Origin of the sequence: Acetobacterium tundrae (assembly GCF_008086615.1) — a bacterium.
In the GTDB taxonomy this organism is placed as follows: Bacteria; Bacillota; Clostridia; order Eubacteriales; family Eubacteriaceae; genus Acetobacterium; species Acetobacterium tundrae.
Window position 1 is genome coordinate 74,577 of record NZ_RXYB01000006.1, and the last position, 25,500, is coordinate 100,076.

The window sequence follows — 25,500 nt, forward strand, 5'->3', positions numbered from 1 at the left end:
AATGCTTTTTTTACTGGATTAAGCTTTATAACATAGAAATAATCACTTTCTATCGATCTCATTCATCTGACTTTTAATTTGTTTACAAACTGTATAACTGTCCTGTTTTCTTGGACTTCCAAGTAGCACTGCTATTTTCATAATAATCTCCTTGCATATCCAATGCTGGATAGTAATTTTATTTTTTTCCGCATCATATAAAAGATGCGGATATTATTATTAGACTTTAGTCTGTTTCATTCGCATAGCGATGAAACAATAAACCACCTGCTATGCGCAACATCATAAACTTAAGGAGATCCAGAAATATTAACTGGATTTCCTTATTTTTGTTTATGTATTAGAATATAAGTAGAGGTGGTTATATGAATGGTAATCATGCCAGAAGATTCAGAAAAATGTATGAATCGATTAATTCAGAACAAAACAAGCCACCTGTTCATCTTGAAAATCCAAATAGTTTTTCAAGGAAACGCAAGATGCTACTTGAAGACATTATTCTGTGTACGCTTTCAAATAAAGGAATGACAACAGAAATGGAACTTCATCAATATTTTTCTCAAAAGGGAGTTGCCGTATGCGTATTTCTAAGCAGGGATATTTATAACAGCGAAAAAAATTGAATGATGAGGTATTTACTTTTTTAAACAACGAATATCTGGAGGATTTCTATCAGTCTAGGGAGCCTGTTTTATGGAAAAATCATCTGATATTTGCAGTAGATGGAACAAAAGCTGAAGTTCCAAATTCAGATGAAAACCGTGCCGCTTTTGGTGAAAGCGGTAATGGTCAGCGACAAAGTGAGGTAAGAGCACTGGTAAGTTGTTTCTTTGATGTGTTCATTCAATTCATCCTGGATTTGCAGATAGGCTCGATCAGAACAAGTGAAAGTGAATTGGCAAAAAAGAATATCGCAGCTGCAAAAGATATCATTTCAGAAACTCCAATCATTATTATATTTGACCGAGGATATCCATCAATAGAATTTGTTCGTTTTCTGGAAAATAACAAAGTTAAATATCTGTTCAGATTATCATCCAATGATTATAAAAAAGAAGAAATAGAAAAACGATACTTTAAAAGATGGGAAATTGAGAAGAAATATCATACACTGAAAAACAAAATGAAATTTGAAAGTATCACTGGGAAAGCTACTCTTTATGTGTACCAGGATTTTTGGGCGCAAATCATTATTTTTAATATGATACAGGATGTTTTACATTCATCAAATCAGAACGTGAAAAAAGAGTCGATAGAAAAGGGTCACAAATATCCGGCTCAAATCAACGAAAATATGGCGATCGGATTATTTAAAGAGTAGTTTATAAAGCTACTGATTGAGAAAGATGATAAACTTCGAAATAAAAAATTGGTTCAGCTGCAACGAGACATTGAGAATTACGTTGTTCCAATAAGAAATCTTAAAAGTCAGGATAGAAAACATACGTTTTCAAATGAATATAAAAATAATCAGAAGAATAGTTTTTGAAAAGCGCATAAAGGTCAATTTTATAAGCTGTGATTTTTATGCGCTTTTTAATGTGTTAATTAAGAATAAATGTGGATATTCTTGATAAATCTAAACATATATAAAACGAAAACTCTTAAGTTTATGATGTTGCGTTAGATGGGTGGTGCTGATTCGCGCGACATGTTGCCAAGCTAATGATGGAAAGAAGATCCGACACGTCGTAAGCTACTTATTATTGCTATAAGTAAACTTATCTGATTTTTTATTTGTATCATAATGGTTAGTACTATACTAAATATCCGCATCCAACTTTTTTCCTAAATAAGCCGTATAAGTGGATCGTTTGATTAACCAGTTCACAATGACTGTTTATGTGTGAATAGTTGATAAAAAATTGATAAATAACTGTTATAATAAAAAGTAGAAATGGAAATGAGAGGTTGATCATATGCAAAGCAAAATTTTAATCGTTGATGATGAACCCGATATTGTGGGATTGCTTCAGGACTATTTTGAAATAAATGACTATCAGGTTATGACAGCAGGAAATGGAGAAGAAGCCATGAATAAAGCTGAAAAACAACCGGATTTGATCATATTGGATATTAATATGCCGGATATGGATGGACTGGAAGTTTGTAAAAAAATCAGGGATTTTGTTCCCTGCCCTATTTTGTTTTTAACGGCAAAGGTGGAAGAATCGGATAAGATCAATGGCTTTCAGGTGGGAGGAGATGACTACATCGAAAAGCCATTCAGTATCGATGAATTGGGGGCTCGGGTAGAAGCACATTTGCGGCGAGAAAACAGGAACCAGGTTAAAACGAAAACGAAATTTGACGGAAATTTGGTTATTGATTATATGGAACGCGGAGTTTATTATTGTGACGAGTTTATTTTTTTTGCAAAAAAAGAGTTTGATATCATTGAGCTTTTATCAATGAATCGAGGTCAGGTTTTTGACAAAGAACGCATTTACGAGGGGCTTTGGGGATGGGAGAGTGAAGGTGACAGCTCTGTTGTGGTGGAACATATTCGACGAATCCGAGGAAAATTCATTGCCGCCGGAAGTCGGCAATATATTGAAACGGTATGGGGTGTGGGATACAAATGGGTGAAATAAGATCCGGCATATGGCGAAAATTCAGGTTCAAAAACATGACTATTTCCCAGGCATTCATGTTTTTAACCGTGCTGACGCTGCTGGCAGCGACCATTGCATTGATGCTTGAATTGGCAGTTTTCGAACACATTCGAAATAACATTATGGCACCCTATCTTGAAGAGTATGAAATCGCTCCAGGCTACAATACCCAAGTTTTAAAAACAGAGCTTGTTGGAATGGATGCCGTTTGGATCGATTGGATGTCAAATGTTCAAATGGTCACTGTTATAATAACAATCGGCGGGCTTATCGGGGGAGAAGCTCTGATTTTCTATCGATTGAAATTAAAAAAGCCACTCCGTATTTTAGATGAGGCTTCCCAAAAAATTGCCAAAAATGATCTCGATTTTCAAGTAATCTATAACAGTGAAGATGAAATGGGCAAACTTTGCCGGTCCTTTGAAATAATGCGGGCATCACTGGAGGAAAACAATCGTCAAATGTGGCGAACGATGGATGAACGGAAACGTCTCAATGCCGCTTTTGCCCATGATTTGAGAACACCATTGACGGTGCTGCGGGGCTATACCGATTTCCTGGTGAAATATCTGCCCCAGAATAAAATTAGCAGGGACAAACAGATGCTTACGGTTCAGACAATGAGTGAACATATCGATCGACTTGAAAACTATGTCACAAGTATGAATACACTGCAGAAACTGGAGGATGTTATGGTATATCCCCAGAAAGTGACAATGGAAGTCTTCATTGTCCAGTTACAGGAATCGGCACAGATATTGGGTCGGGCGAAGGGGTTGAAGGTTTCTTTCCTAAATAATGCCAAAGAAGCATATACTGATATCGATCCTGAAATTGTGATGCAGGTCTATGAAAACCTCGTTTCGAATGGTGTTCGTTTTGCTGAAAATAAATTGACAATTGGCTTTGAAGCAAAACAGAATTTTTTTACGATCAGGGTAATGGATGATGGATCGGGGTTTGAAAAGCATGAATTAAAAAAGGTATCCGATCCATTCTATATTGGAAAAACCGAAAAATTAGCAAAAGCAGAAAACCATTTTGGACTAGGTTTGCATATCTGCAAAATACTGTGTGAAAAACATGGTGGTTTACTGATCATCAAGAATGACATCAGCGGTGGCGGATCGGTCACGGCAAAATTCTCCGGAAATATTAATCATTCCGTTTGTTTATAAAAAGTAGATAAATGTAACATATACTCGACTTAAAGAAATCGGAAAATATTCCGATCTGAAAGGAGAACTTTTATTGGCGTTAGATATAAAACCTAAAGAAAAACAAATCAAGGATCGTTCAGATCGACAGAAAAAGGTCATCAGCTTCGGGGCGATTTTAGTTTTTATTGTGCTTTCAATTGTAATTCTCGCCTTGGTTGGCAAACCGATGATCGCTTTTGTGTCCGAGCTGCCGCAATACAGGGAATGGGTGGATGACAATGGACTCATAAGCCGGTTAGTCTTTGTTGGGATGATGACGCTTCAGATTGTTGTTGCCTTTATTCCGGGGGAACCTCTTGAGATTGCTGCCGGATATGCATTTGGATTCTGGGAAGGGAGTCTATTATGCTTAATTGGGGCTGTGATTGGAAGTGCCATCGTTTTTTTGTTTGTTCGCCATATCGGTATGAAAGCGGTAGAAGTCTTTGTTTCCAGGGAAAAGATACAATCCCTCAAATTTCTGAAGAATACAAGAAAACTAAACAGCATCGTTTTTCTTCTTTTTCTTATTCCTGGAACACCAAAAGATATTATGACCTATTTCATTGGGATGACGAAGATGAAATTCTCCACATGGTTACTCATTACCGGAATAGCCCGGATTCCCTCGGTCATCACCTCAACGATGTGTGGCGATGCATTGGGTATAGAAAACTATACCATGGCCATTTGGGTCTTTGGACTAACCGCCATAATCAGCTTGATGGGGTTGCTTTTCTACAGAAAAATAAGCCGTATTGATGGTGAGAAAAATGAGGAGTAAAGATTCCAAGAATTCTTTCCCATATTATTTGAAGAACGGAGTCCATTGACAGTTCTTGATTTTCGCAATATACTTAAAAAAATAAGTAATACAAATCAGGAGGAAGCAATGGCAATACGACAACTTCGACAGGATGAGGATGCAATACTCAGAAAAAAATGCAAAGAAGTAACAAAAATTGATGAAAAAATAGAAATGATTTTAAATGATATGCTCGAAACGTTGCATAGTATTCCCAACAGTGCTGCAATTGCCGCCAATCAGGTAGGCATACTAAAAAGACTGGTGGTCATTGATATGGAAGAAGTTGTGATGAAGCTGGTTAATCCGGAAATAATCGACTCCAGTGGAGAACAGGAATGTACCGAGGGATGTTTGAGCTTTCCCGGAAAGTTTGGGACAACCCTCCGGCCTCAAAAAGTGACGGTCAAAGCACTCAATGAAAAAGGGGAAGAAATTATCATTGTCGGAGAAGATGATCTGGCCAAGTGCTTTTGCCATGAACTGGATCATCTGGATGGGGAAGTGTTTATTGATAAAGTGATTGCATTTCTGGAATAGAATGGATGAAAAATGAGGAGGAAAAGAAATGAAGTTTGAAGCACCCATGCTGGTGGTGGATGATATCAATCGTTCACGGGCTTTTTATTGTGATGTTTTTGGTTTGGAGGTGGTGATGGATTTTGGAGAGAATATTACCTTTAATGCAGGATTTTCCCTGCAGGATAAGGCACTTTGGGCGAAATTTATCGATGCGAAAGAAAAGGATATCATCTATCGTGGAAACGATATGGAATTGTATTTTGAAGAAGAGAATCTTGATGATTTTCTAGAGCATTTAAAAAAATTTGAAGAGATTGAGTATTTACACGGGGTAAAGGAAGCCACTTGGGGACAGCGGGCCATCCGGTTTTATGACCTGGATTATCATATCATCGAAGTTGGCGAAAGCTTGGCGATGGTCTGTCGGCGTTTTCATGACCAGGGGATGACCATGGAAGAGATAGTCGAGCAAACCATGCTGCCTGTTGAAGCTGTTAAAAGCTTTCTATAAAATAAGCTGGAGTTAATTGCCAGAAAGCAGCCCTTTAACCAGAAATTTGAAGGGCTGCTTTCTCTCAAATAGGCACCGGGCTCAGCTTAACTTAACAGGATTTATGGAAACAACTCATTCCGTATAATACAATACGGTAACGATTTAAAATTATCCTTAGAGATTAATTTTCCAAATTGCTGATTTTGAGTCTTTGAACGATCAACTACATTTGCCAGATTATTTGGAATCATTTTCATTTTTTCGATATTTGTGTTTTGTGATCTTTTTACCATTACAAGATAGCAGACAAAATGTGTTAATCCAATTTTAGATACCTTCTTCCTGCCAAGGAAACCATATTTTTTATAATTTGACCAAATGCTTTTTTTAATGGATTAAGCTTTATAGCATAGAAATAATCACTTTCTATCCATCCTTTTTTGATCCAATAATCTCTATCGACCTTTGAAGTGTATGTTTTGCTTCGTAGACAGTTGAACATAAAAATATCGTAAAAAGTTGGAACTCTTTTATCCGTGGCATTTAGTCTTTTAAAAAGATTTAAAGAAACCGTTTTTATTTTTTTGCTGCATTGTTGAAAATAATATAGATCATAACCAAAAACACTTTTAGGGGTACGATTTTCAAAATACATGGGAGCAGTAACTTGAATATTTCCGACAATATCCATACTCCAGCCTGAAAGAGTCATTTTTAAATATTTGTACACCTGCTTACTTCCACCGCCATCTGTTGTGATAACAATAATTGCAGGTTTTCCCACCATCTCCTGCCGATGAAACAGATAGGACATCCTATCAATAAACCGCTTCAATTGCCCTGTTACTTGATATGCATATACGGGACTGGCAACAATCAATCCATCTGCTGAAAACAGACGGGCCTTAATTTCAGTCAAATCATCATCACGACAAGGACAGCAATTTTCACTTTTTTGAAAGCATAGGCAACAGCCTTTACAGTCCTGAATATTATATTTGCTTAAATAAATGTAGTCAAATTCAATGTCGTTATCCATCTCTTTTATCTGATTTTCAATTTGTTTGCAAACGGTATAACTGTCCTGTTTTCTTGGACTTCCAAGTAGCACGGCTATTTTCATAATAATCTCCTTCATATATCCAATGTTGGATAGTGACTTTATTTTTTTCCGCATCTTTTAAAAGATGCGGATATTATTCCATTATATTCTCTTAGTTTTGGGAATAATCTGTGGTTTTAATCATTTGATGTATTGTATCGACCACTGAAATTGTTTCATCTATATTATCAAGTAGAGCCATATGCCATTTTATTTGCAAATTTACCGTTTCTTTCATCATACTAAGGGTTGCTTTTTCAACACTTTTTGATGTATCCTGTTTTTCCTGTTCCCATTTTATAATCTTTGCCTTTTCAGTTTCTAACTGGCGTAAATGCTCTGTAACAGATTCTATAATTTCATTCTTATTAAGATTAGCAACTATCGGATAAATCAAGAATTTTTCTGCAGTTATACTACCCAACGGCTTTTTCATTTCTTGCAAGGCTATTTTATGCAATTCTAATCTACCTTTTTCCGTAATTGCATATATACATTTTGCTTTTTCACCGGCGTTGGATTTATCAACGATCGAAATAAAACCTGAACGTTCAAGTTTATTAATTGCATAGTATATAGAACCTGATTTAATATTATTCCATTCGTTCATTTGATTCATTTGTATAAATTTTTGTATTTCATATCCATGGGTTTGCTTTATGCTTAGATAGTATAAAATAAATAATTGAACCATAATGATTAACCATTCTTAAAAAGTATTTAAATACAAAATCAATTATATATCCAACGTTGGATAGTGTCAAGGCGCTTTTACAAATTTACGTAATAATAGATTGTTTCTACAGAACAAGGTGAGTGAAGAAATAAATGAGATAAAAGCCCCTGGAATCAGAGCGTTGTGGTAAAATAAATAAAAATGGAAAGTGAGAAATGATTTTTGGCAAACTATAAAACAGGCATTGAGACAAAAGAAAAGATATATAAAACCGCAAAAAGATTATTTTATGAAAATGGTTATGTCAAAACAACTCTTTCAGAAATTGCAAAAGAGTCTGAAACCAATAAGGCCATGGTGGCTTACTATTTTGATAATAAAAATAAACTGGCATTAGAGGTTTATAATGAATATATGGTAGTCAATAAAGTGAGAATTCAAAATGCAATTAAGGAACAGTTTCCTGGTTGTAATCATGTGCTGAAAACGGCCATAGAATACCGAATTCAAAACCGAAATTGTCGATTGAATCGGCAGTTGAACCGATTTTATCATGAACTTTGTGAGTCAAATATTTTTATGAAAACCGAAAGTGCTTCCATTGGATTTGTGGAAAATATTAATCGGGCCTATAAGCTGGGGCTTGATCGTTTAACCGTTAAAGCGTTGGCATTGGCCAATCTTGCTACGGTTCATGGACTTCATGTGGCTCGAAATGAAGGATATTTGGACTGCTCCAGCCAATATTTAGCAGAAATGGAAATCCGATTATTGTTTCAGAGTTTGCGTTTTGATAATGATTTTATCGATGAATGCATTGAGGAATCTCTTCAGATGGTTGAAAAAATAGATCTTCAGGTTGGAAAAGACTTTACTGTTAAATAGAAAAGTAAAGCCCAGGGACAAGTGTAACAGCAGATATGATTTACTATTGTCCCCAGAAAGATTTTGTTAATAAACTCAAACGGCTCAGTTCTCTGAGTCTTTTTTTAGTTGGAGATTAGCACAGCATCATCAGCATACCGAAAAGCAATTCTTCGTATTGCTGCATTTTTTCACCGACAACCCCATCAAGATCGGGTCTTGGTGCAGGATTTGTTTTTTTGAATTCAGCATAGGGGGTATAATATTTGCTTTTAAATTCAGGTATGTTTTTAAGAACAGGGTCAATGGAATCTTCCCGAGGATTAGTCCATACCTTTTCACCGGAATTATCATATTTTCCATTGTCACGAACATATTCAAGAACGGCAAGATAATTTTCAGGATCAATGGTACTGAGAGAGCAGGGACTTTTATCAAAATTAAACCAATAATTGCCTCCAGGGGCAAGAATATCAATAAGCTCCTTGGCTTTGTCAACACATTGTTCTTTGGTGGCAGTTTTAAGATAGGAAATAGGATAGAAGCCAGAAATAATATGCTTTTTACCCAGTTTTTCCTTAACAAGTTTCGGGTCTCCATATTCAAAATAGAACCGGGTACCCTGGGGCAATTCGTATAAATAATCCAAGTAACGCATCCAATTATCCTCACAGAAAATAACACAGGTCTGACCCTTTTCTGCTAAGGCATGCACCAGTTTATAGAAAGTTGGCCAATAGAATTTTTCAAAATCCTTGGTTCTTAAATAGGTTGCCATATGAAGAGCAATAAAGTTTGCACCTAAAGGTGATGGATTCATGGGTGTTCCTTTTTTAATGGATAATGGCAAAATGGCTTCGCAAGCCTCAATGATTTTTTCAGGACATCGTTTGATATCCATAGAAATACCTTTAAACCCACGTGGAAAATCGGATAGGAAGTCAAAAGGTGTGGTAACACCGGTACTTGAGCCTGGGGGAGCCACAAAGAAACCATGTTTGTCAATGAGCTCACGATCCATGGCACCATAGAATTCAATATAGTCGTAATAGGCTTTCATGGCCTTTGCAAGAACCATGGAACGGTGAATAGGATCCGTATTAAGGGCGGGATACAGTCGGGGGAAGATTCTTTCCATCAGACAGTCGTAGGGATTATTAATAAAATCATCGTAATCCTCAGGAAACATTCCTGAAACCTCGGGATGCTGAATAATCCCACTGGATCCCATCACAAAAGATTTGGATTCAAGCAAGTGGAAATGAGCAGGATATCGTGAAAAACTTGCTGGATAAGCATCGGAACAGGTGATTTCGAATGATTTTTCATAGATTTCTTTCATTCCTTCACGATTCCATTGCGTTTTACCTAAATCTTTTCCAGAATAAGCAATCATTAATTCAATGGGAAGGGATGCACTAATGGGTATACGTTTTGGAATGGTTCCAGTATATAAATCAGTAAACAGCTGGGTACGTTCTTCTTTTAAATTTTTAATGTTATCTGTCATATTTCTCCTTAACTTTTAAATCAGTTTTCTATAGCATTGCTTCTGTTCATGAAAAAGTTAACCACGATTAATTTAAATCCAGTATAAAACTTTAAAAATAAAATGTCAACGTTTTCTATTATAATATTTAAAATTTACGAATAAAAGAAATAGTAAACATCTATATGCTTTTAAAAAGGCGCTTTATAATAGATACTTGTTTAAAAACCATGTTTATTAATATAAAACTAAAAATAAATAGTGACAGATCAAAGTATGGATGCTATGATTAATTAAAGTTAACCGCGGATATAATTAAACAAGACTAAATTAAATGAAAAAAATGAGAAACTTTTCGGGAAGATAACCTAAAAATATTATATTAAAGGAGTAAAATTTATGAGTGAAAAAAAGAACGGTAATTTATGGGTTCAAGTAGCGTCTTTGTCGGTGGCGCTACTCATGTATACAACCAGTATGACAACCCCGGCATTGGCAGAAATTGCAAAAGCTTTTCCAACTGCGGCACCGGAAACAATTAAACTATTATCCACCATTCCTTCTCTTATGATGGTATTCTTTTCTTTAATTGCTGGTAAAATGACTCAATATATGAGCATTAAAAAAGTCATTTCCATTTCTATGATTCTTATCTTTGTTGGTGGTATTCCATCCGCATTTGTAGGTGATTTGAATTTTATGATCTTCACCCGAGTAATCTTTGGTGCCGGTTACGGCATGATCTTCCCAATGGCATCGGCCATTATTGCTACTTTATTTACAGGGCCGGAATGCAATAAAATGATGGGAATAAAAGGTGCCGTTGGCGCTGCTGCGGGTATGGTATTCCAAATGATGGGTGGGTTATTGGCTGGCTATAATTGGAGATTCTCATTCTTGGGATTTTTACTGGTGATTCCAATTGCCATTATTATTTGGATTAAACTACCAGATGCCGGTGTTGTAAAACATGAAAAAGATGAAACTTCAGGAATCAAAGAAAAGAAATTAACAATAATGACCTTTGTTTTAGCCATTGCCTGTGCCCTACTCAATGTTGTTCAATTTAGCTTTATGACCAACATCGCCATGGTAATGAATGCTGACAAAATCGGAAACGCAGCCCAATCAGCAACGGTACTCACTATTTTCACCGCCGGCGCATTTGCTTTTGGCCTTCTATATGGAAATACCGCAAAGCTTCTTAAACAATACAGTGCTTCATTCGGAGCATTATTTGTGGGGTTATCTTTTATCCTATTTATATTTGCAAACAGCATGACAATGCTCATTGTAGGGGCGGTTATTTTTGGTATTGGTTATGGAACCTTCAATCCCGCCATTACAATTGCGGTGGCAGCCAGTGCGGCTCAGCCCAAATACACGGCACTTGCCATTTCAGTCTATGTTTGTGGAACCGGGCTTGGGCAATTCTTTTCCCCCTATATTCTGAAATTTCTTAGAGGAGCATTGAACTTAACCTCAACCCGTGCAGATTGGCAAATTGCCGCAGTGTTCCTTATCGCCGGAAGTGTTATCTCAATGATTTTCATAGCACTTAACGGCAGAAAAAATACGTTAATCGAAGAGATATAAAAAACCCGATTTATTACAGAAAGTCCGTTTATAATTGAGAAATAGAGTGTTCATCCGTTTGCCCATAATGAGGATCAACAAAAACCAAACTGTTGCATGGATTCTGCAACTTAACCAAAAGTACTATAAAAATATTTTAATATGGAGGTAAACTATGTCATACAGATATCAGAAACTTTTTGAGCCAATGCAAATTGGTAACGTCACAATCAAGAATCGGTTCGCGATGGCGCCAATGGGACCCATTGGCCTGGGGGATACCGTTGGTGGATTCAACCAGAGGGGGATTGATTATTATGTTGAACGTGCAAAGGGCGGCACCGGACTGATAATAACGGGAGTCTGCTTTGTCGACAATGAAGTGGAACCTCACGAAATGCCCAGCACACCTAGCCCTACTGTTAACCCCGTGCATTTCACACGTACGGCCAGAGAGATGACGGAACGCATCCATGCCTATGATGCCAAGGTGTTCCTTCAGTTAAGTGCTGGCTTTGGTCGCGTCGCGCCACCAGTTAACCCCGACGTACAGCCGGTTTCGGCCTCCGCAATAATGAACCGCTGGGCCGATATTCCGTGCCGGGCATTGACTAAAGAAGAAATTCGTCACATTGTTAAAAAATTTGGAGAAGGCGCCGCAACCGCGAAGAACGCCGGCTTTGACGGTATCCAAATTCATGCCGTGCATGAAGGATATCTTCTTGATCAGTTTGCTATCTCTTTTTTCAACAACAGAACCGATGAGTACGGCGGCAGCCTTGAAAACCGTCTGCGTTTCGCACGAGAGGTGCTAGATGAAATTAAAAAGACCTGTGGCAAAGATTTTGTCGTCACCCTTCGTTACAGCCCAAAATCGTTTATTAAGGACTGGCGTGTCGGTGGGCTTCCGGATGAAGAATTTGAAGAAAAAGGTCGGGATCTGCCAGAAGGTATTGAAACGGCAAAGCTTCTCGTGCAGTATGGCTATGATTCCCTCGATGTCGATGTAGGTTGTTACGACGCGTGGTTTTGGAATCATCCGCCAATGTATCAGAAAAAGGGACTGTATATTCCCTACGCCAAAGCGATCAAAGAAGCGGTAAATGTTCCAGTGATCTGCGCCGGACGGATGGATAATCCGGATCTTGCCCTTTCCGCTCTGGATGACGGCGCCTGCGATATGATCGGACTTGGTCGTCCTCTACTTGCCGATGCGGATTATGTCAACAAGCTGCGTTCAGGACAAATAGAACTAATTCGTCCCTGTCTTTCCTGCCACGAAGGTTGCCTCGGACGGATGGTGCATTATGGTTGGCTGAACTGCGCGGTCAACCCAACCTGCGCGCGAGAACGCATTACTGAATTGAAACCGGCTTTAAAAGCGAAAAAGATTATGATCATCGGCGGCGGTGTTGCTGGTTGTGAAGCAGCCCGGGTACTCAGTCTACGCGGTCATTTTCCGGAAGTTTACGAGAAAGGCGACCGTCTGGGTGGCAATCTGATTCCTGGCGGAATGCCGGATTTCAAAGAAGATGATCACGCTCTTGCCACATGGTATGAAAACACGTTGAAAGATTTACAAGTACCGGTTTACTTCAATGTGCAGATTACTCCCGAAATGGTAAAAGCGGCTAAACCGGACACGGTGATTGTAGCTACCGGTTCCACACCGAATATTTGTAGCCTCGGGAACAATGACAAAGTCTTTACTGCAGAAGATGTGCTTCTCGGCAGGAAAAATCCGGGGGAACAGGTTGTTGTTCTGGGCGGCGGACTTGTCGGCTGCGAGCTTGCGCTGTGGCTTAGAAATAACGGTAAGGATGTTTCTATCGTCGAGGCCGAGGACAGTCTGCTCAAGCTAAATGCACCGCTTTGCTTTGCAAATTCCGATATGCTTTTGTCTCTGATTAATTACAAAAAAATCAAAGTATATACCGATTCCAAAGCATCCCGTACAACGGATCAAGGTGTTGTCATTACAACCAACGACGGCGAGAAAGAACTAAAAGCCGATTCTGTTATCCTGGCAGTGGGGTATAGTCCGGAAAACGATCTTTACAACGCTCTAAAGTTCGAAATTGAGGACATCCATTTGCTTGGCGATGCGCGTAAGGTTTCCAATATTATGTATGCTATTTGGGATGCTTTCGAAGTAGCGTCAAATATTTAACGGGAGTACTACCCTGTCAGATTAGTCATTGTAACAACTTAAAAACATCGCAACATAGTTCAAAAATGCAGATGGATGCTATAATTAATAAGGTATCCGGTTATCAATTACACATAAAAAAGAACGGCAATTTGCCGTTCTTTTTTATGTGTGTTCAGCATATACACAATGGTATTACATTAAAAAAGATGAATGTTCTAATTACATATGGTATTATAAAAAAGTGCTAAACTATACTAAAGAGCTAAGTGACCGAAATAAGGACTTAACCGTGGGAAAAATAGCTTGATTATTTAGATAAAAAATCAAAATTAGAGGAGAAATCTGAAAATTGGAATGGAATATGATTCAAACGATGTTATTTACTGTATTATTTATGTGCTTTGTTTTCTATCTTTCAATGGGTATTTTCAGTTTCAAAAAAGATCATCACTTAAAAACCAACATTGTCTTTTTTTGTTTTTGTATTTGTACGAGTATCTGGGCCATTGGCTATGCATTCATGCTGATGTCGCCCACCATAGAAATTGCGAATAATTGGAGAATCTTTGCTGCATTTGGATGGTGTTTTTTTTATGGATTGTGGTTTTCTTTTGTCCAGTCGTTTGATAATAAAGATAAAAAAAACATTGTTTCAAAAATTGAATACCTATTTTTTCTTGTTTCTGCCATCTGTTTTAGTAGTAATTTCTTTTTTGCCCCCTCCCAAATTGTTAGCAGCGAACCCTATGGATTTGTGGATAACTTATATACGATTACTCCCATTGGCACGGCTTTTACCATTTACAATGCCGTGATCCTATTAACAAGTATGGTCATCATCTTTTATAAAATTAGAAACACTCAAAAGTATCGCATAAAAAAACAGTTAAGGATTATTTTAATTACCTGTCTTATCAGTGTAAGTTTGGCTCTGTTGGCAGAGTTGGTTTTACCTCATATGGGAATTATGCTTTTCCCCTCAGCAATTATAACCATCTCGATTGGAATGGCGGGAATATGGTACGCCATTGGTCACTACAAAATGATGTCAATTTCACAGGAATTAGTATCTAAATATATTTTTGACGCTGTTAATGAACCCACCTTTATCATAGGGGAAGATTTTCTTGTGAAAAATTGTAATAAATCGTCAATCAGTGCAACGGGGTATGAACATCAGGAGCTGATTCAAAAACCACTCGAGACTATCATCGATTTTAGGGAATATGATTTTGACTCCATCATACATACGGAAAATGCGAATAAGGTAGAAGTTGAATTACTCAGGAAAAACAAAGAAACTCTTGTGTGCGAACTTACTGCAACAGTTATATTGGACAAATACAAAGACATATTAGGCATTCTCATTTTATTGTATGATGTTTCTGAAAAAAATAAGATTGCTGAACTACAAAAGCAATATACTAACGAATTACAAGAGAAAAATGTAAAACTTAGAAATGAGATCCGAGAAAGACAGCAAGCTGAAGATCAAATTCGTCATTTTATCTATTATGACACACTTACTGAGCTATATAACCGAAAAAAAATGTTGGAGATGCTTAATGAATTATTGAATGATGGGCATGAAAAGTTTGCGATCCTATTTATCGATTTAGACCATTTTAAGCAAGCTAACGATAATTACGGGCATGAAGCCGGAGACTTTATTCTTAAAATGGTGGCAGATCGATTAAAAAATATATTCCGATCGTCGGATATCATTTGTCGAATTGGCGGGGATGAATTCATTATCATACTCAGAAACATGAAAGAAAAAAGCGAAGCCGAGAAAAAAGCGGAATCTGTATTGATGGCATTGAGTGAAGCGTTTCTGTATAAGAAAAACAAACTGATGATTAGTGCAAGTATGGGAATCAGTCTATTTCCTGAACATGGGACTGATGCAGATCTATTAATAAAAAAAGCAGACTTTGCTATGTATGAAGCCAAGAGAGAAGGTAAGAATAATTATAAGATAAGCTCATCATAGATAATGACGCCATGGCTTGTATTAAAACAATTGCATGCCATACTTGTTTGGGCGGTTGGTTTTGAAATTTCAACTCATCATTTCAGTTGTGTGAACGTTGGACATCATCCGTATTTAAAGAAAATATCGCTTAGGTAAGATCCATTATAAATTGGTTTACAATTTGAAAGATTTGTAGTATCATCAAAAAAAGAAGCTCTTGAAGAAATCAGAAAAAATGCGGGAATTCAATTTGATCCGAATTTAGTCACCGCGTTTGTTGAAACAATTATTTTCGTGGGATCGGTAAAATAAACTGTTAACAATCGCTAATCACCTGTTTAATCCATTTATTGCAGGGTGAATTATAAAAAAATTAAGTGAAATGAGGTGAAAGAGATGCAGTTGTTTTCCATGTTCGTGATTATTCTGTTAATATTAATCGGCATTGTTCTTTTCTTATGGCTGATCGGATTGCGGATCGTTTCAAACAATAAAATTGCCGTCATCGAAAAATGGTGGTCACGGAAAGGTTCTCTGGAAATGCAGATCATTGCGCTGAATGGCGAAGCGGGTTATCAGCCCCAGGTCATTCGAGGGGGAATTCATTTTTTGACACCGTTGATGTATAAGGTACATATTTCTCCCCTGGTTACCGTTCCCCAGGGACAGATTGCATATGTATTTGCCCGAGACGGGCAGCCGCTGGAGCCGATCCAGACATTGGCTAAAATCATTCCTGAATGCAACAATTTTCAGGATGCCCGAGGTTTTTTGCTTAACGGCGGGCAAAGGGGCCCCCAGCGAGGAATCATCAGAGAAGGAACATATGCCTTTAATCTGGCCCAGTTTATTATCATTACAGAGGACAAGATTTATTATCAACCCATGGGTACAAAGGCTGAAGAAGCGACTATTATGAATATGGCAACTTTGTTAAAAGACCGAAATGGTTTTACCCCCGTTGTTATAAAAGGTACGGATGACAAGGTAGGGATTGTGACGATCCATGATGGACTTTCATTAACAATGGATGACATCATCGCTCCGGCGGTTGGCAATGATCCTTCCTATCCGGAAAACTATCATAACAATTTTCAGGATCCGGAAAAATTCCTTAAAGCTGGAGGCTTTAGAGGACGGCAGTATCAGGTTTTGGTGGAAGGCACCTACTTTATCAATCGATTTTTCGCAACCGTAGAATTAATCGATAAAACGATTATCGATGTTGGTTATGTCGGCGTGGTGGTATCCTATATTGGACCAAAAGGTGTGGACTCAACCGGTGAAGACTATAAACATGGCGAGTTGGTTGAAAAAGGGTTCAGAGGTGTTTGGAGAGAACCGTTGATGCCTGGTAAATATGCGTTCAATACCTATGCTGGAAAAATCAAGTGGATTCCCACAACGAATATTATTCTGAAATGGATCAGCAACCAGACGGGCTTTCATAAATTTGATGAAAATTTGAAAGAAGTCAGTCTGATTACCAAGGATGCTTTTGAACCTTCGTTACCTTTATCCGTGGTCATGCACATTGATTATCGGAAAGCACCGCTTGTGATTCAGCGCTTTGGTGATGTAAAAATGCTGGTGGATCAGACATTGGACCCGATGGTATCCGCTTATTTCAAAAATATCGGTCAGACTAAAACTTTAATTCAGCTCATTCAGGATAGAAATGAAATTCAGCGAATTTCATCCAGTGAGATGAAGGCAAAATTTGAACATTATAATCTGGAACTGGAGGAGGTTCTCATTGGGACGCCGGCGGCATCTGCCACTGACGATAAGATCGAGATCATTTTAACGCAGCTCCGGTCAAGACAGATTGCCATCGAAGAAATTGAGACTTATACCCAGCAGGAAAAAGCCGCTGGCAAAGAAAAGGAATTAAGAGAAGCTGAATCCAAGGCCATGCAGCAGAAACTGCTCACCGAGTCGGATATCAACATTCAGATTCAGAGCAATGTGGGTAAAGCGGATTATCAGCGTTCGCTCCAGGAAGCAGCTAAGATAAAAGCGCTGGCTGAGGCGGAAGCCGAGAAAGAAGCAAGGGTTGGAATTGGTAAAGCTATTGCCGTTGAAGAACAGGTCAAAGCTTATGGCGGTCCAGAATATCAGGTTGTCCAGGATGTGATGACTAAGTTCACATCGGCAATCGAAAAGGCGAAAATCGATATTGTTCCCAAAACCGTTATGAGTATGGGCGGGAAAGAAGGCCAGAACAGCTCATTTAACGCTTTTGAAATGCTGATCGATCTTCTGATCAGCGAAAAGCTGGGTGTTAAACTGAATCCGGAAGGTAAAGTGGATGACCCCCGGGCTAAAAAGATAAAAGAATCGATCATAAGGGGAATGGAACGGGAATTAGAAAAGGAAAAGGAACCTGTTGTTCCGATGGCAAGTACTGAACCGCCAAAAGATGCGCCCTAATTAGAAATGAAATAAACAGCTGTTGTGACATTAAACGACAACAGCTGTTTTTTATGCAGGTTAATGATTTTAAAAAATAATTGATATGATTTGATTTATCCTAATACCAGATCGCCAATCAGTACCCCTGCTATTTGATTTGATGCATTTTTGATCGGAACGGCAACGGCGATGCAATAACTGTTTGTATCGGCAGAAACATACGGCTCTGATTGATATTCATTCCCAATAATGGCTTCTTTAAAATATGGTCGGTGGGCAAAATTGATATAAACTTCTTCCTCTTTGTAATCAAGGGTGATGGCTTTTCGCAGACCGTCTTTTTGCACCAATCCGAAAAGTTCAAAAGAAGGATATTTTTTGACCGCTTCAAGTAGTATCGGAGTACAATCCCGATAAGACATTGACGGCAATACTTTATTTTTGGCTAATTCGCGAAGGGTAATAAATGCTTCATCAATATATTTCTGTATTTCCGGTGTGATCTCGTAGTTTTTGGCAAATTGAGCGATCTGTTTTTTTAGGTTTTTATTCATTATGATAAGTCCTTTTATAGATTTCATCATCAGGTTCTGCGCGATTAATTGATCGTCTGAAGAGGCCGCCAGTTCTTGAGTTGTAGCGGTTGTTTTTTGTGAAGAAACTGAGATTTCTGCGATTATATTTTGGATATTAAGTATTTCCCGGTTTTGATTATCGATTGTTTTATTAATATCTTTAACATAATTCAAAGTATCGGTATTCTGGTTATGTATTCTATGCAGGTTCTCTCCCGTGAGATGAGCAGATTCAATGTTCTTGTTAATTATTTCAACTTCTAAGTTCATTTGCGAAGAAATTCCTGATATTTTATCAATAATATTATTGATAATCGTCTGTATTTTTTCGGACTGCTTTGAGGTTTCGGCCGCCAGTCTGCGCATTTCATTGGCTATGACCGAAAAGCCCAACCCGTTAGAATTTGCTCTTTCAGCCTCAATTGAGGCGTTAAATGAAAGCAGATGCGTCGTTCTGCTGATAGAATAAACGCCGTCGGCGATACTCTGGATTTTCTTGATATTTTCCTTCAATTCGCTGATTTCCAATGCTAAATTTTTATTTGAATCAGCGGATTCATTTAATTTATTGATCAATTCTTCATACATTTCAAGACTTTGCTCAACGGTATTCATCATTGAATCAGCGGAGCTTTCGATTTGATTACCGCTATTGACCACTTCTTTGAATTCAGCCACGATCTCATGAATGATGTTTTGTGTTCCAACCGTACCTTTCATTTGCTCAGACATATCGAAAGATATCTCATTGATTGCCGAATTTGCGGCGGTGATGGTATTTTTTACGCGTTCGGAATTTAACAGCAGTTCTTCATAACTGATGATCACTTTATCCGATGTTGTTGTAGATTCATTAATAAATCCTCTGATTTTTAATATAAACTGATTGATACTGATGCAGAGATCTTTAAAACTATCGGTTTCATCAATATCAAATTTTTTTGTCAAATCCCCCTGAGTCATCCGATTGACATTTCGGGTGATCTCATATAATCGTTGCCTGTTATCAACATTTTTTTGTAAAATTTCTGTCTCACGTATATTATTGGTCATTGGGTATCGTCCCTTCTCAAATTATCTTGTTGGCAGAGTGATAATAATTCATATATATTATATATGCTTAGTATACTATCAACATAATACATTTGATTCCATCATTTTTCAAGCTATTTTTATAATATTTAGAAAAAAGATAAAGTAAAAATTTCCGGAAATAGAAAGATGTAAATTTTAGAAAATGAGATAAGTTTTAGATATGAGACACATGAGCGGAAAATGGCTGGACTTGGATTGCAAAAGCAATCAGAAGAAATATCGATGGCTTTTGCTTGCCGGAGGTTTAATTGTCTATTGTTTATTTTTTTTGTATTTATATTTAATCCCTTTATTTATTTACCACGGTCATTCTATCGGCGGTTTATCTGATTTTTGAAGGAGTGGCTCTTTTGCTTGAATCCATTTCAACCGATAGTTAGTTGTTGAAATGAAAGAATACAAGGACTAAAATTTAAAATTTTCATTGGAAAAGAGTCTGGTACAGGTATCAACAACCACATTGTCATAATAGTTGCCGCTGTTTTTATTTATCTCAGCCAAGGCACAGTTTAAGCCGAGCGCAGGTCGATACGGTCGATATGAAACCATCGCTTCCACGACATCGGCTACGGAAAGTATTCTAGTATCTATTGATATGGCATCACCCTTTAATCCATTTGGATATCCACTTCCATCCAGTCTTTCATGGTGTCCCAGAACGATATCGGCAATAGGTCTATTAAAGTCAATTTCTTTTAACACTTCGTAACTTACTTTTGGATGAATTTTAATCAAACGAAACTCATCTTCACTGAGTTGTCCGGGTTTACATAAAATTTCTATTGGTATGGCAATCTTCCCAATATCATGCAATAAGCCTGCTATTCGAATACCTTCCACAAATGAGGTGTCATATCCCATTTTCACTGCAATTGCACAGGCGAGTTTACTCACTCTTTCTTGGTGCCCAGCCGTATAAGGATCTCTTTTTTCAACAATTAATGAGATTGCATTAATTACTGCTTCAGTTAATTGTTGAAAACTTGCCAAACTATTTTTAAGATAGACATTTGTATTAATTAGCTCCATTGTCATTTTTTCATTCTGCTCATTTTCTTTTGATTCTTTTAAAGCTCTTTCTATCGAATGCGCTAATCTACCCAGTTTATCTTTCGAGACATAATCTGTGGCACCTTGCTTTAGTAGTTCTACAGCTGTTTCCTCGCCAATAAATCCGGAGATACATATAAATGGTGTATTCGGACATATCCTTTTCACATGGGTTAATGCAGCGAATCCATTAATATCAGGCAACATAAAGTCAGATAAAATCACATCATATTTGCTTGAAGATAGTGCCAAAACAAAAGCTTCTTCTTTCGCAACAATATCCATTTTAACTTTTGTTTTAAAATTTTCATTTAAACACGCAACGATCAGTTCAGCGTCCATTGGCGAATCTTCTAATGTAAGTATTTTCAAACAGTCTTTCTTATTCATACTATCTCCTTATTCTGGCGGCAACTCATTAATAAGTGTCCAAAATATTATAATCTGTTTTATGATGTTAATTAATGCAAGAAAATTAAGTGGTTTTACAACATAAGCGTTTATTCCAAGATTATAGCTTTTAATTAAATCATTTTTTTCTTGAGAGGAAGTAAGCATAATGATCGGGATGCGTTTAAAATTTTCATCCTTTTTAACAATAGCTAAAAATTCCAGTCCATCCATTCTTGGCATTTTCAAATCAAGCAAAACCATACTGGGATTTCCAGGCTTTCTGTTTTTATATACCCCATTTGACGCTAAATACTCTAATGCTTCTAACCCATCATTAGCTACAATTATTGGATTTAAAATGTGGTTCTCTTTTATCGCTTCCAGGGTCAGTTCAATATCTAAGGGGTTATCGTCAACATAAAGGATCGTTTTCAGTTCCATGTCTTTTCGCTTTCCTTTCTATTAATCAGTGAGAAATAGAAGGTCGCACCTTCTCCGACTTTACTTTCAGCCCAGATTTTTCCACCATGTCTTGTGATAACTCTTTGAACGGTTGCTAATCCTATTCCGGTACCTTCATAGTCCTTACGTAAATGCAATCTTTGAAAAACAGTAAATAATTTCGATGCATAATTCATATCAAAACCAACCCCGTTGTCTTTGATATAGTAAATAATCTCATTTTCATTTTCAGTTGCTCCAATAACTATTTTTGTCAAATCTTTTTTTCTTGTGAATTTAACTGCGTTTTCGATAAGATTAGCCCACACGGACCTCATCATCTCAAGATCTCCAAAAGCTAAAGGCATCGGTTCTATCTTAAATTCTATTTTACGGTCAATTTCCTGTTCTTTTACAGGTTGAATCAAAGTGTCTACTATTTCATTCATATTGAGAAATCTTTTATTCATATCGATTCTGCTACTTCTTGATAAATGGAGTAGTCCCTCAATTAATTCTCCCATGTTTTCGACAGAAAAAGAAATCATATCCAGATAATGTTCGCCTTCTTTAGGAAATAAGTTGCCATATTTTTTTAACAAAAGCGAAACATATCCTGCTATATGTCTTAGCGGTGCTTTTAAGTCATGCGATATGGAATATGAAAATGCTTCTAACTCTTTATTCAGAGATTCAAGTTCTGCCGTTCTTTCCATTACCCGAAATTCTAATTGATTATTGAATTCTTCTATTTTATCTTTTTGAAAGGCAAGCTTTTTATTAGCATTCACTAATTCAGCTGCTCGTTTATCTTTTTCTTTATTTTGAAAGGCAAGCTCCTTATTGGCAATGATTAACTCAGCAGCTCGGTCCGCTTTTTCTTCACTTTGAAAGGCAAGCTCTTTATTGGCAATGATTAACTCGGCAGCCCGATCAGCTTTTTCTTCACTTTGAAAGGCAAGCTCTCTATCAGCAATAATTAGCTCGGCGGCCCGATCGGCTTTCTCTTCACTTTGAAAGGCAAGTTCCTTATCAGCAATAATCAACTCGGCTGCTCGTTTATCTTTTTCTTCATTTTGAAAAGCAAGCTCTTCGTTTACAATGATTAGCTCTTCTGCTCGTTGTTTAACTAATTGTGTAAAATTATTTTTCAGGTGGATTAGATCATCTTCAGCTTTTCGTGTAGTGGTGATATCGCTTCCGGCAGCAAATACACCGATTATTTTTCCTTCATTGTCTTTGTATAAGGATGCATTAAACAAAAAGGGAGTAGTGGTTCCATTGATATGTTTGAGATTAAGTTCATGATCAACAATTGCACCTTCTCTTATTATTTGTTGATGTCCAGCTTGGGCTTTATGAGACTCGATAACATAAGTTGAAAATTCCTTTCCGATTAGCTTTTTTCTCGGCAAACCCAAGGCATTTTCTGTAGCTGTATTAACATCAGCAATGATTCCATCCAGTCCTATGGTTACAAAAAGATCCAGACTAATTTCGAAAAAATTACGATAGTAGTTTAATTCTTTAATTATTTCGGTGTTTTTTTCTTCTGCAAGTTCTTTAGCGATGATTAACGCTGCTGTCCATTTTTCTTTTTCTTCATTCCCTTTTATTTCCGGGTCAATTGATTTTTGAGTTATTTCATTATTTGTTGGATTGCAGAATTTGTTATTCATATGAAGTCTCCTCGTCGAATCGTTTTAGTTAGTTGAAAATTTATTCGCAGCCTGTTTTTACCCATTAATCTTATGATCCATATAAATTCTTAAAAATACTTTATTTTAATACAGTATTTATGCGTTTCTTGTTTTAATAATGGAATTATTTTTTGCACAATGATGTTTTCGGAAAATGATGATTATAAAAATAAAAAAGAGCTCCGCTTTCATAAAAAGATGAATCGTAAATCAACAAAAAACAAAAGATAAACCCTATCTTTATAGTCTAATTGATCAGAATGAAATATACAATAGCAAGTTAAATAAAGATCACAAAATAGGACTCAATATCGTTTTTAGAATAGGTTTTAAGATTATTTTTATTTATAATATACACGCTTGTCTAGACACGCAATCAGAATTTTCTAGATGAATTTCTGTTAGTTCCTTTATATTTAGGGGCGAACTTTTGGATTGCTGCATTTATCTTTGAATATAAAAATATGGTTAGGGTGTAAAAGTATTTTTCACTCCATATAATAATTCTCTCCAACTGAGGTCCGACTAGACACAGAATTAAATGCAGTGGAGGAGACAGAATGATGTCATTTAAAATCAACAAAGAACAACAACTAACATTTGGATGATCGTTTTTTACAGGTGGACGAACGGACAAAGAAATTTGTTTTGAGTTCCTGGGCAAAAGGTTTTTTAGAAATCATTTTCCCGGCGATTAGCGAGGAACGGTTTTCGGTATTGTACAGTGAAACCAAAGGTTCCCGGCCCAATAATCCGGTCAATGCAGTGGTTGGTTCACTGATTTTAAAAGAACTGTTGCGTCTGACCGATGATGAGCTGTTGGCCAGTATTCTGTGTGATATGCGGTTCCAGTATGCGCTCCATACCACGAGTTTCAAAGAGCAGCCCTTTAGCGACCGAACCTTCAGCCGCTTCCGGGAGCGACTCTATCTGTATACACTGGAAACCGGAATCGATCTGCTTCAGGAAGAAATGGAATCCATGGCGGAAGCATTTCTGGATTACCTGAATATTGAACCATCCATGAAACGCATGGATAGTGTGATGGCGGCTTCAAACTGTAAAACGATGACCCGTCTGGAAATTCTATACATCTGTACCACAAATATGATAAAAGTCATTTGCCAAGCCGATAAAAAGCATAAAGGTTATGCGGGTAATATCGTTGAAACCTTTGATGATCAGAGTGCCATCATTACTGGCTATGATTATGACATCAACGGCCACAGCGACAGTCAATTCTGCAAAGAAACAATCAACAAGTTGGGACATCAGGATGAAGCGACCACCTTGTTGGTCGATGGCGCCTATGCAAGCACTGACAATCACGAACAGGCCACCCAAAACAATATCGAATTAGTCGCCACTGCATTAATCGGAAAAACACCCAATCCCGTACAGGGTGATTTTATGCAGCCATACATTACATTATTTTCTTCCGAGACATCATTGGGGTGGAAATAATTTGAGTCTGGCTGCATAAAATGGGTGCTTTTGACACGCTAACCAAATATTAATTAAAATGAATTTAACCTAATTAAACATAGTTAGATATAACCAATTGAAATTAATCATAGTGAAACGTAATTAATGGATATTAAAATGATTAAAATGAAACAATAATTGAAAAAAAATACGGATAATCAGAACGGTTATTGAATTTTAAACAATAGAAGAAATCAATTAAATAGCTTTAAAAAGCCATTTAATTGATAATAGAGATAGATATTAAAAGAAAAAAGAAGAAAAACTTAAGAGATTGTTAAGTTTAATATGTTTCAATATAAACAATAAAAGATAATCTAAAAGATTGTCTTAATAAATTTAAATCAGGAGGCTATTATGAAACTAAGTGCAAGAAATCAGCTAAAAGGAAAAATTATCAGTATTGAAGAAGGCGCTGTGAATGGTATTGTAAAAATCGACATTGGAAATGGAAACATTATTTCATCAACTATTTCATTGGCATCAATTAAAGAATTAGATTTAACCGTAGGTTCTAGTGCAACAGCAGTAATCAAAGCAACCTCTGTAATGTTGATGGTTGATTAATTTTTAAATTTAGGATTTTTGAAAAGAAAAAAGGGCTAAGATAACCGGATAAAAAAGCGCACCCCGAATGTTGGATTTTCATCTAACATTCGGGGTGCGCTTTTTTTTGTTGTTGAATTATACGATTATAAAGTATGGTTTGAATTCAAGGCCAATTTTATCAATAACAAGTAACAATCTCTCGATTGCTTTATTTGCAGTTCTGATAGAAATGGAAATGGTTTTATTCGAGGGATAGTATTGAAAACAATTTGCTTTTATGTTAAAGTGATCATGTTATACTTGATGTAATGTGGTAAATGTTTTTAACAA

21 protein-coding genes are annotated in these 25,500 nt (G+C 36.9%); 14 read left to right on the forward strand and 7 right to left on the reverse strand.

Features of this window, described 5'->3' with window-relative positions; translation table 11 throughout:
• Positions 1–365: 365 nt before the first annotated feature.
• From FZC40_RS17400 to FZC40_RS06820, 7 genes are all read left to right on the forward strand, one after another.
• A complete protein-coding gene (locus FZC40_RS17400; RefSeq protein ID WP_243135771.1) occupies positions 366–623 on the forward strand; it encodes a hypothetical protein in 258 nt (85 codons plus the stop codon).
• Positions 620–1,321 (forward strand): transposase, encoded by a 702-nt coding sequence (locus FZC40_RS17405; RefSeq protein ID WP_243135772.1) that lies wholly within the window; start codon positions 620–622, stop codon positions 1,319–1,321. The genes FZC40_RS17400 and FZC40_RS17405 overlap by 4 nt, the downstream gene beginning before the upstream one ends.
• A gap of 598 nt (positions 1,322–1,919) precedes the next feature.
• Positions 1,920–2,594 carry a response regulator transcription factor gene (locus FZC40_RS06800; RefSeq protein WP_148603155.1) on the forward strand — a complete coding sequence of 225 codons (675 nt, stop codon included), beginning with the start codon at positions 1,920–1,922 and terminating at the stop codon, positions 2,592–2,594.
• Positions 2,582–3,793, forward strand: coding sequence for a HAMP domain-containing sensor histidine kinase (locus tag FZC40_RS06805; protein WP_186843715.1), 1,212 nt, complete (start codon positions 2,582–2,584; stop codon positions 3,791–3,793). The genes FZC40_RS06800 and FZC40_RS06805 overlap by 13 nt, the downstream gene beginning before the upstream one ends.
• Positions 3,794–3,866: 73 nt before the next feature.
• Complete coding sequence (locus FZC40_RS06810; RefSeq protein ID WP_148603157.1) at positions 3,867–4,598, forward strand: TVP38/TMEM64 family protein; 732 nt, start codon at positions 3,867–3,869, stop codon at positions 4,596–4,598.
• Between the two features lie 108 nt (positions 4,599–4,706).
• On the forward strand, positions 4,707–5,159 hold the full coding sequence (def, locus tag FZC40_RS06815; RefSeq protein ID WP_148603158.1) for a peptide deformylase: 453 nt from the start codon (positions 4,707–4,709) through the stop codon (positions 5,157–5,159).
• 28 nt (positions 5,160–5,187) lie between these two features.
• Complete coding sequence (locus tag FZC40_RS06820; RefSeq protein WP_148603159.1) at positions 5,188–5,652, forward strand: VOC family protein; 465 nt, start codon at positions 5,188–5,190, stop codon at positions 5,650–5,652.
• Between the two features lie 298 nt (positions 5,653–5,950).
• Here the strand turns inward: FZC40_RS06820 and FZC40_RS06825 are convergent, their stop codons facing one another.
• Both FZC40_RS06825 and FZC40_RS06830 read right to left on the reverse strand, forming a co-directional pair.
• Positions 5,951–6,757, reverse strand: a complete 807-nt coding sequence (locus FZC40_RS06825; RefSeq protein ID WP_148603160.1) for a flavodoxin family protein — start codon at positions 6,755–6,757, stop codon at positions 5,951–5,953.
• 91 nt (positions 6,758–6,848) lie between these two features.
• Positions 6,849–7,430, reverse strand: coding sequence for a PadR family transcriptional regulator (locus tag FZC40_RS06830; protein ID WP_148603161.1), 582 nt, complete (start codon positions 7,428–7,430; stop codon positions 6,849–6,851).
• A gap of 204 nt (positions 7,431–7,634) precedes the next feature.
• Here FZC40_RS06830 and FZC40_RS06835 point away from each other — a divergent pair, with 204 nt between their 5' ends.
• Positions 7,635–8,297: a TetR/AcrR family transcriptional regulator gene (locus FZC40_RS06835; protein WP_148603162.1), complete on the forward strand. Its 663-nt coding sequence runs from the start codon at positions 7,635–7,637 to the stop codon at positions 8,295–8,297.
• Between the two features lie 115 nt (positions 8,298–8,412).
• Here FZC40_RS06835 and FZC40_RS06840 read toward each other — a convergent pair whose 3' ends face one another.
• Positions 8,413–9,786, reverse strand: a complete 1,374-nt coding sequence (locus FZC40_RS06840) for a uroporphyrinogen decarboxylase/cobalamine-independent methonine synthase family protein (RefSeq protein WP_148603163.1) — start codon at positions 9,784–9,786, stop codon at positions 8,413–8,415.
• 378 nt (positions 9,787–10,164) lie between these two features.
• Here FZC40_RS06840 and FZC40_RS06845 point away from each other — a divergent pair, with 378 nt between their 5' ends.
• From FZC40_RS06845 to FZC40_RS06860, 4 genes are all read left to right on the forward strand, one after another.
• Positions 10,165–11,361 (forward strand): MFS transporter, encoded by a 1,197-nt coding sequence (locus tag FZC40_RS06845; RefSeq protein WP_148603164.1) that lies wholly within the window; start codon positions 10,165–10,167, stop codon positions 11,359–11,361.
• Positions 11,362–11,515: 154 nt separating this feature from the next.
• Positions 11,516–13,510 (forward strand): oxidoreductase, encoded by a 1,995-nt coding sequence (locus FZC40_RS06850; protein WP_148603165.1) that lies wholly within the window; start codon positions 11,516–11,518, stop codon positions 13,508–13,510.
• 331 nt (positions 13,511–13,841) lie between these two features.
• Entirely contained in the window at positions 13,842–15,485 is a 1,644-nt protein-coding gene (locus FZC40_RS06855) for a diguanylate cyclase domain-containing protein (RefSeq protein ID WP_148603166.1), read from the forward strand.
• 378 nt (positions 15,486–15,863) lie between these two features.
• On the forward strand, positions 15,864–17,900 hold the full coding sequence (locus FZC40_RS06860; protein ID WP_207706704.1) for an SPFH domain-containing protein: 2,037 nt from the start codon (positions 15,864–15,866) through the stop codon (positions 17,898–17,900).
• 95 nt (positions 17,901–17,995) lie between these two features.
• On the opposite strand, the gene FZC40_RS06865 is transcribed toward FZC40_RS06860, so the two are convergent.
• From FZC40_RS06865 to FZC40_RS06880, 4 genes are all read right to left on the reverse strand, one after another.
• Positions 17,996–19,510, reverse strand: coding sequence for a methyl-accepting chemotaxis protein (locus FZC40_RS06865; RefSeq protein ID WP_148603167.1), 1,515 nt, complete (start codon positions 19,508–19,510; stop codon positions 17,996–17,998).
• A 447-nt stretch (positions 19,511–19,957) separates the two neighbouring features.
• Positions 19,958–20,992, reverse strand: a complete 1,035-nt coding sequence (locus tag FZC40_RS06870; RefSeq protein WP_148603168.1) for an HD-GYP domain-containing protein — start codon at positions 20,990–20,992, stop codon at positions 19,958–19,960.
• Positions 20,993–21,001: 9 nt separating this feature from the next.
• On the reverse strand, positions 21,002–21,436 hold the full coding sequence (locus tag FZC40_RS06875) for a response regulator (RefSeq protein WP_148603169.1): 435 nt from the start codon (positions 21,434–21,436) through the stop codon (positions 21,002–21,004).
• Positions 21,427–23,115: a PAS domain-containing sensor histidine kinase gene (locus tag FZC40_RS06880; RefSeq protein WP_148603170.1), complete on the reverse strand. Its 1,689-nt coding sequence runs from the start codon at positions 23,113–23,115 to the stop codon at positions 21,427–21,429. The genes FZC40_RS06875 and FZC40_RS06880 overlap by 10 nt, the downstream gene beginning before the upstream one ends.
• Positions 23,116–23,757: 642 nt before the next feature.
• On the opposite strand from FZC40_RS06880, the gene FZC40_RS17410 reads away from it, so the two are divergent.
• Both FZC40_RS17410 and FZC40_RS06890 read left to right on the forward strand, forming a co-directional pair.
• Entirely contained in the window at positions 23,758–24,600 is an 843-nt protein-coding gene (locus FZC40_RS17410; protein WP_243135773.1) for a transposase, read from the forward strand.
• 378 nt (positions 24,601–24,978) lie between these two features.
• On the forward strand, positions 24,979–25,188 hold the full coding sequence (locus FZC40_RS06890; RefSeq protein ID WP_148603171.1) for a TOBE domain-containing protein: 210 nt from the start codon (positions 24,979–24,981) through the stop codon (positions 25,186–25,188).
• Positions 25,189–25,500 lie beyond the last annotated feature (312 nt).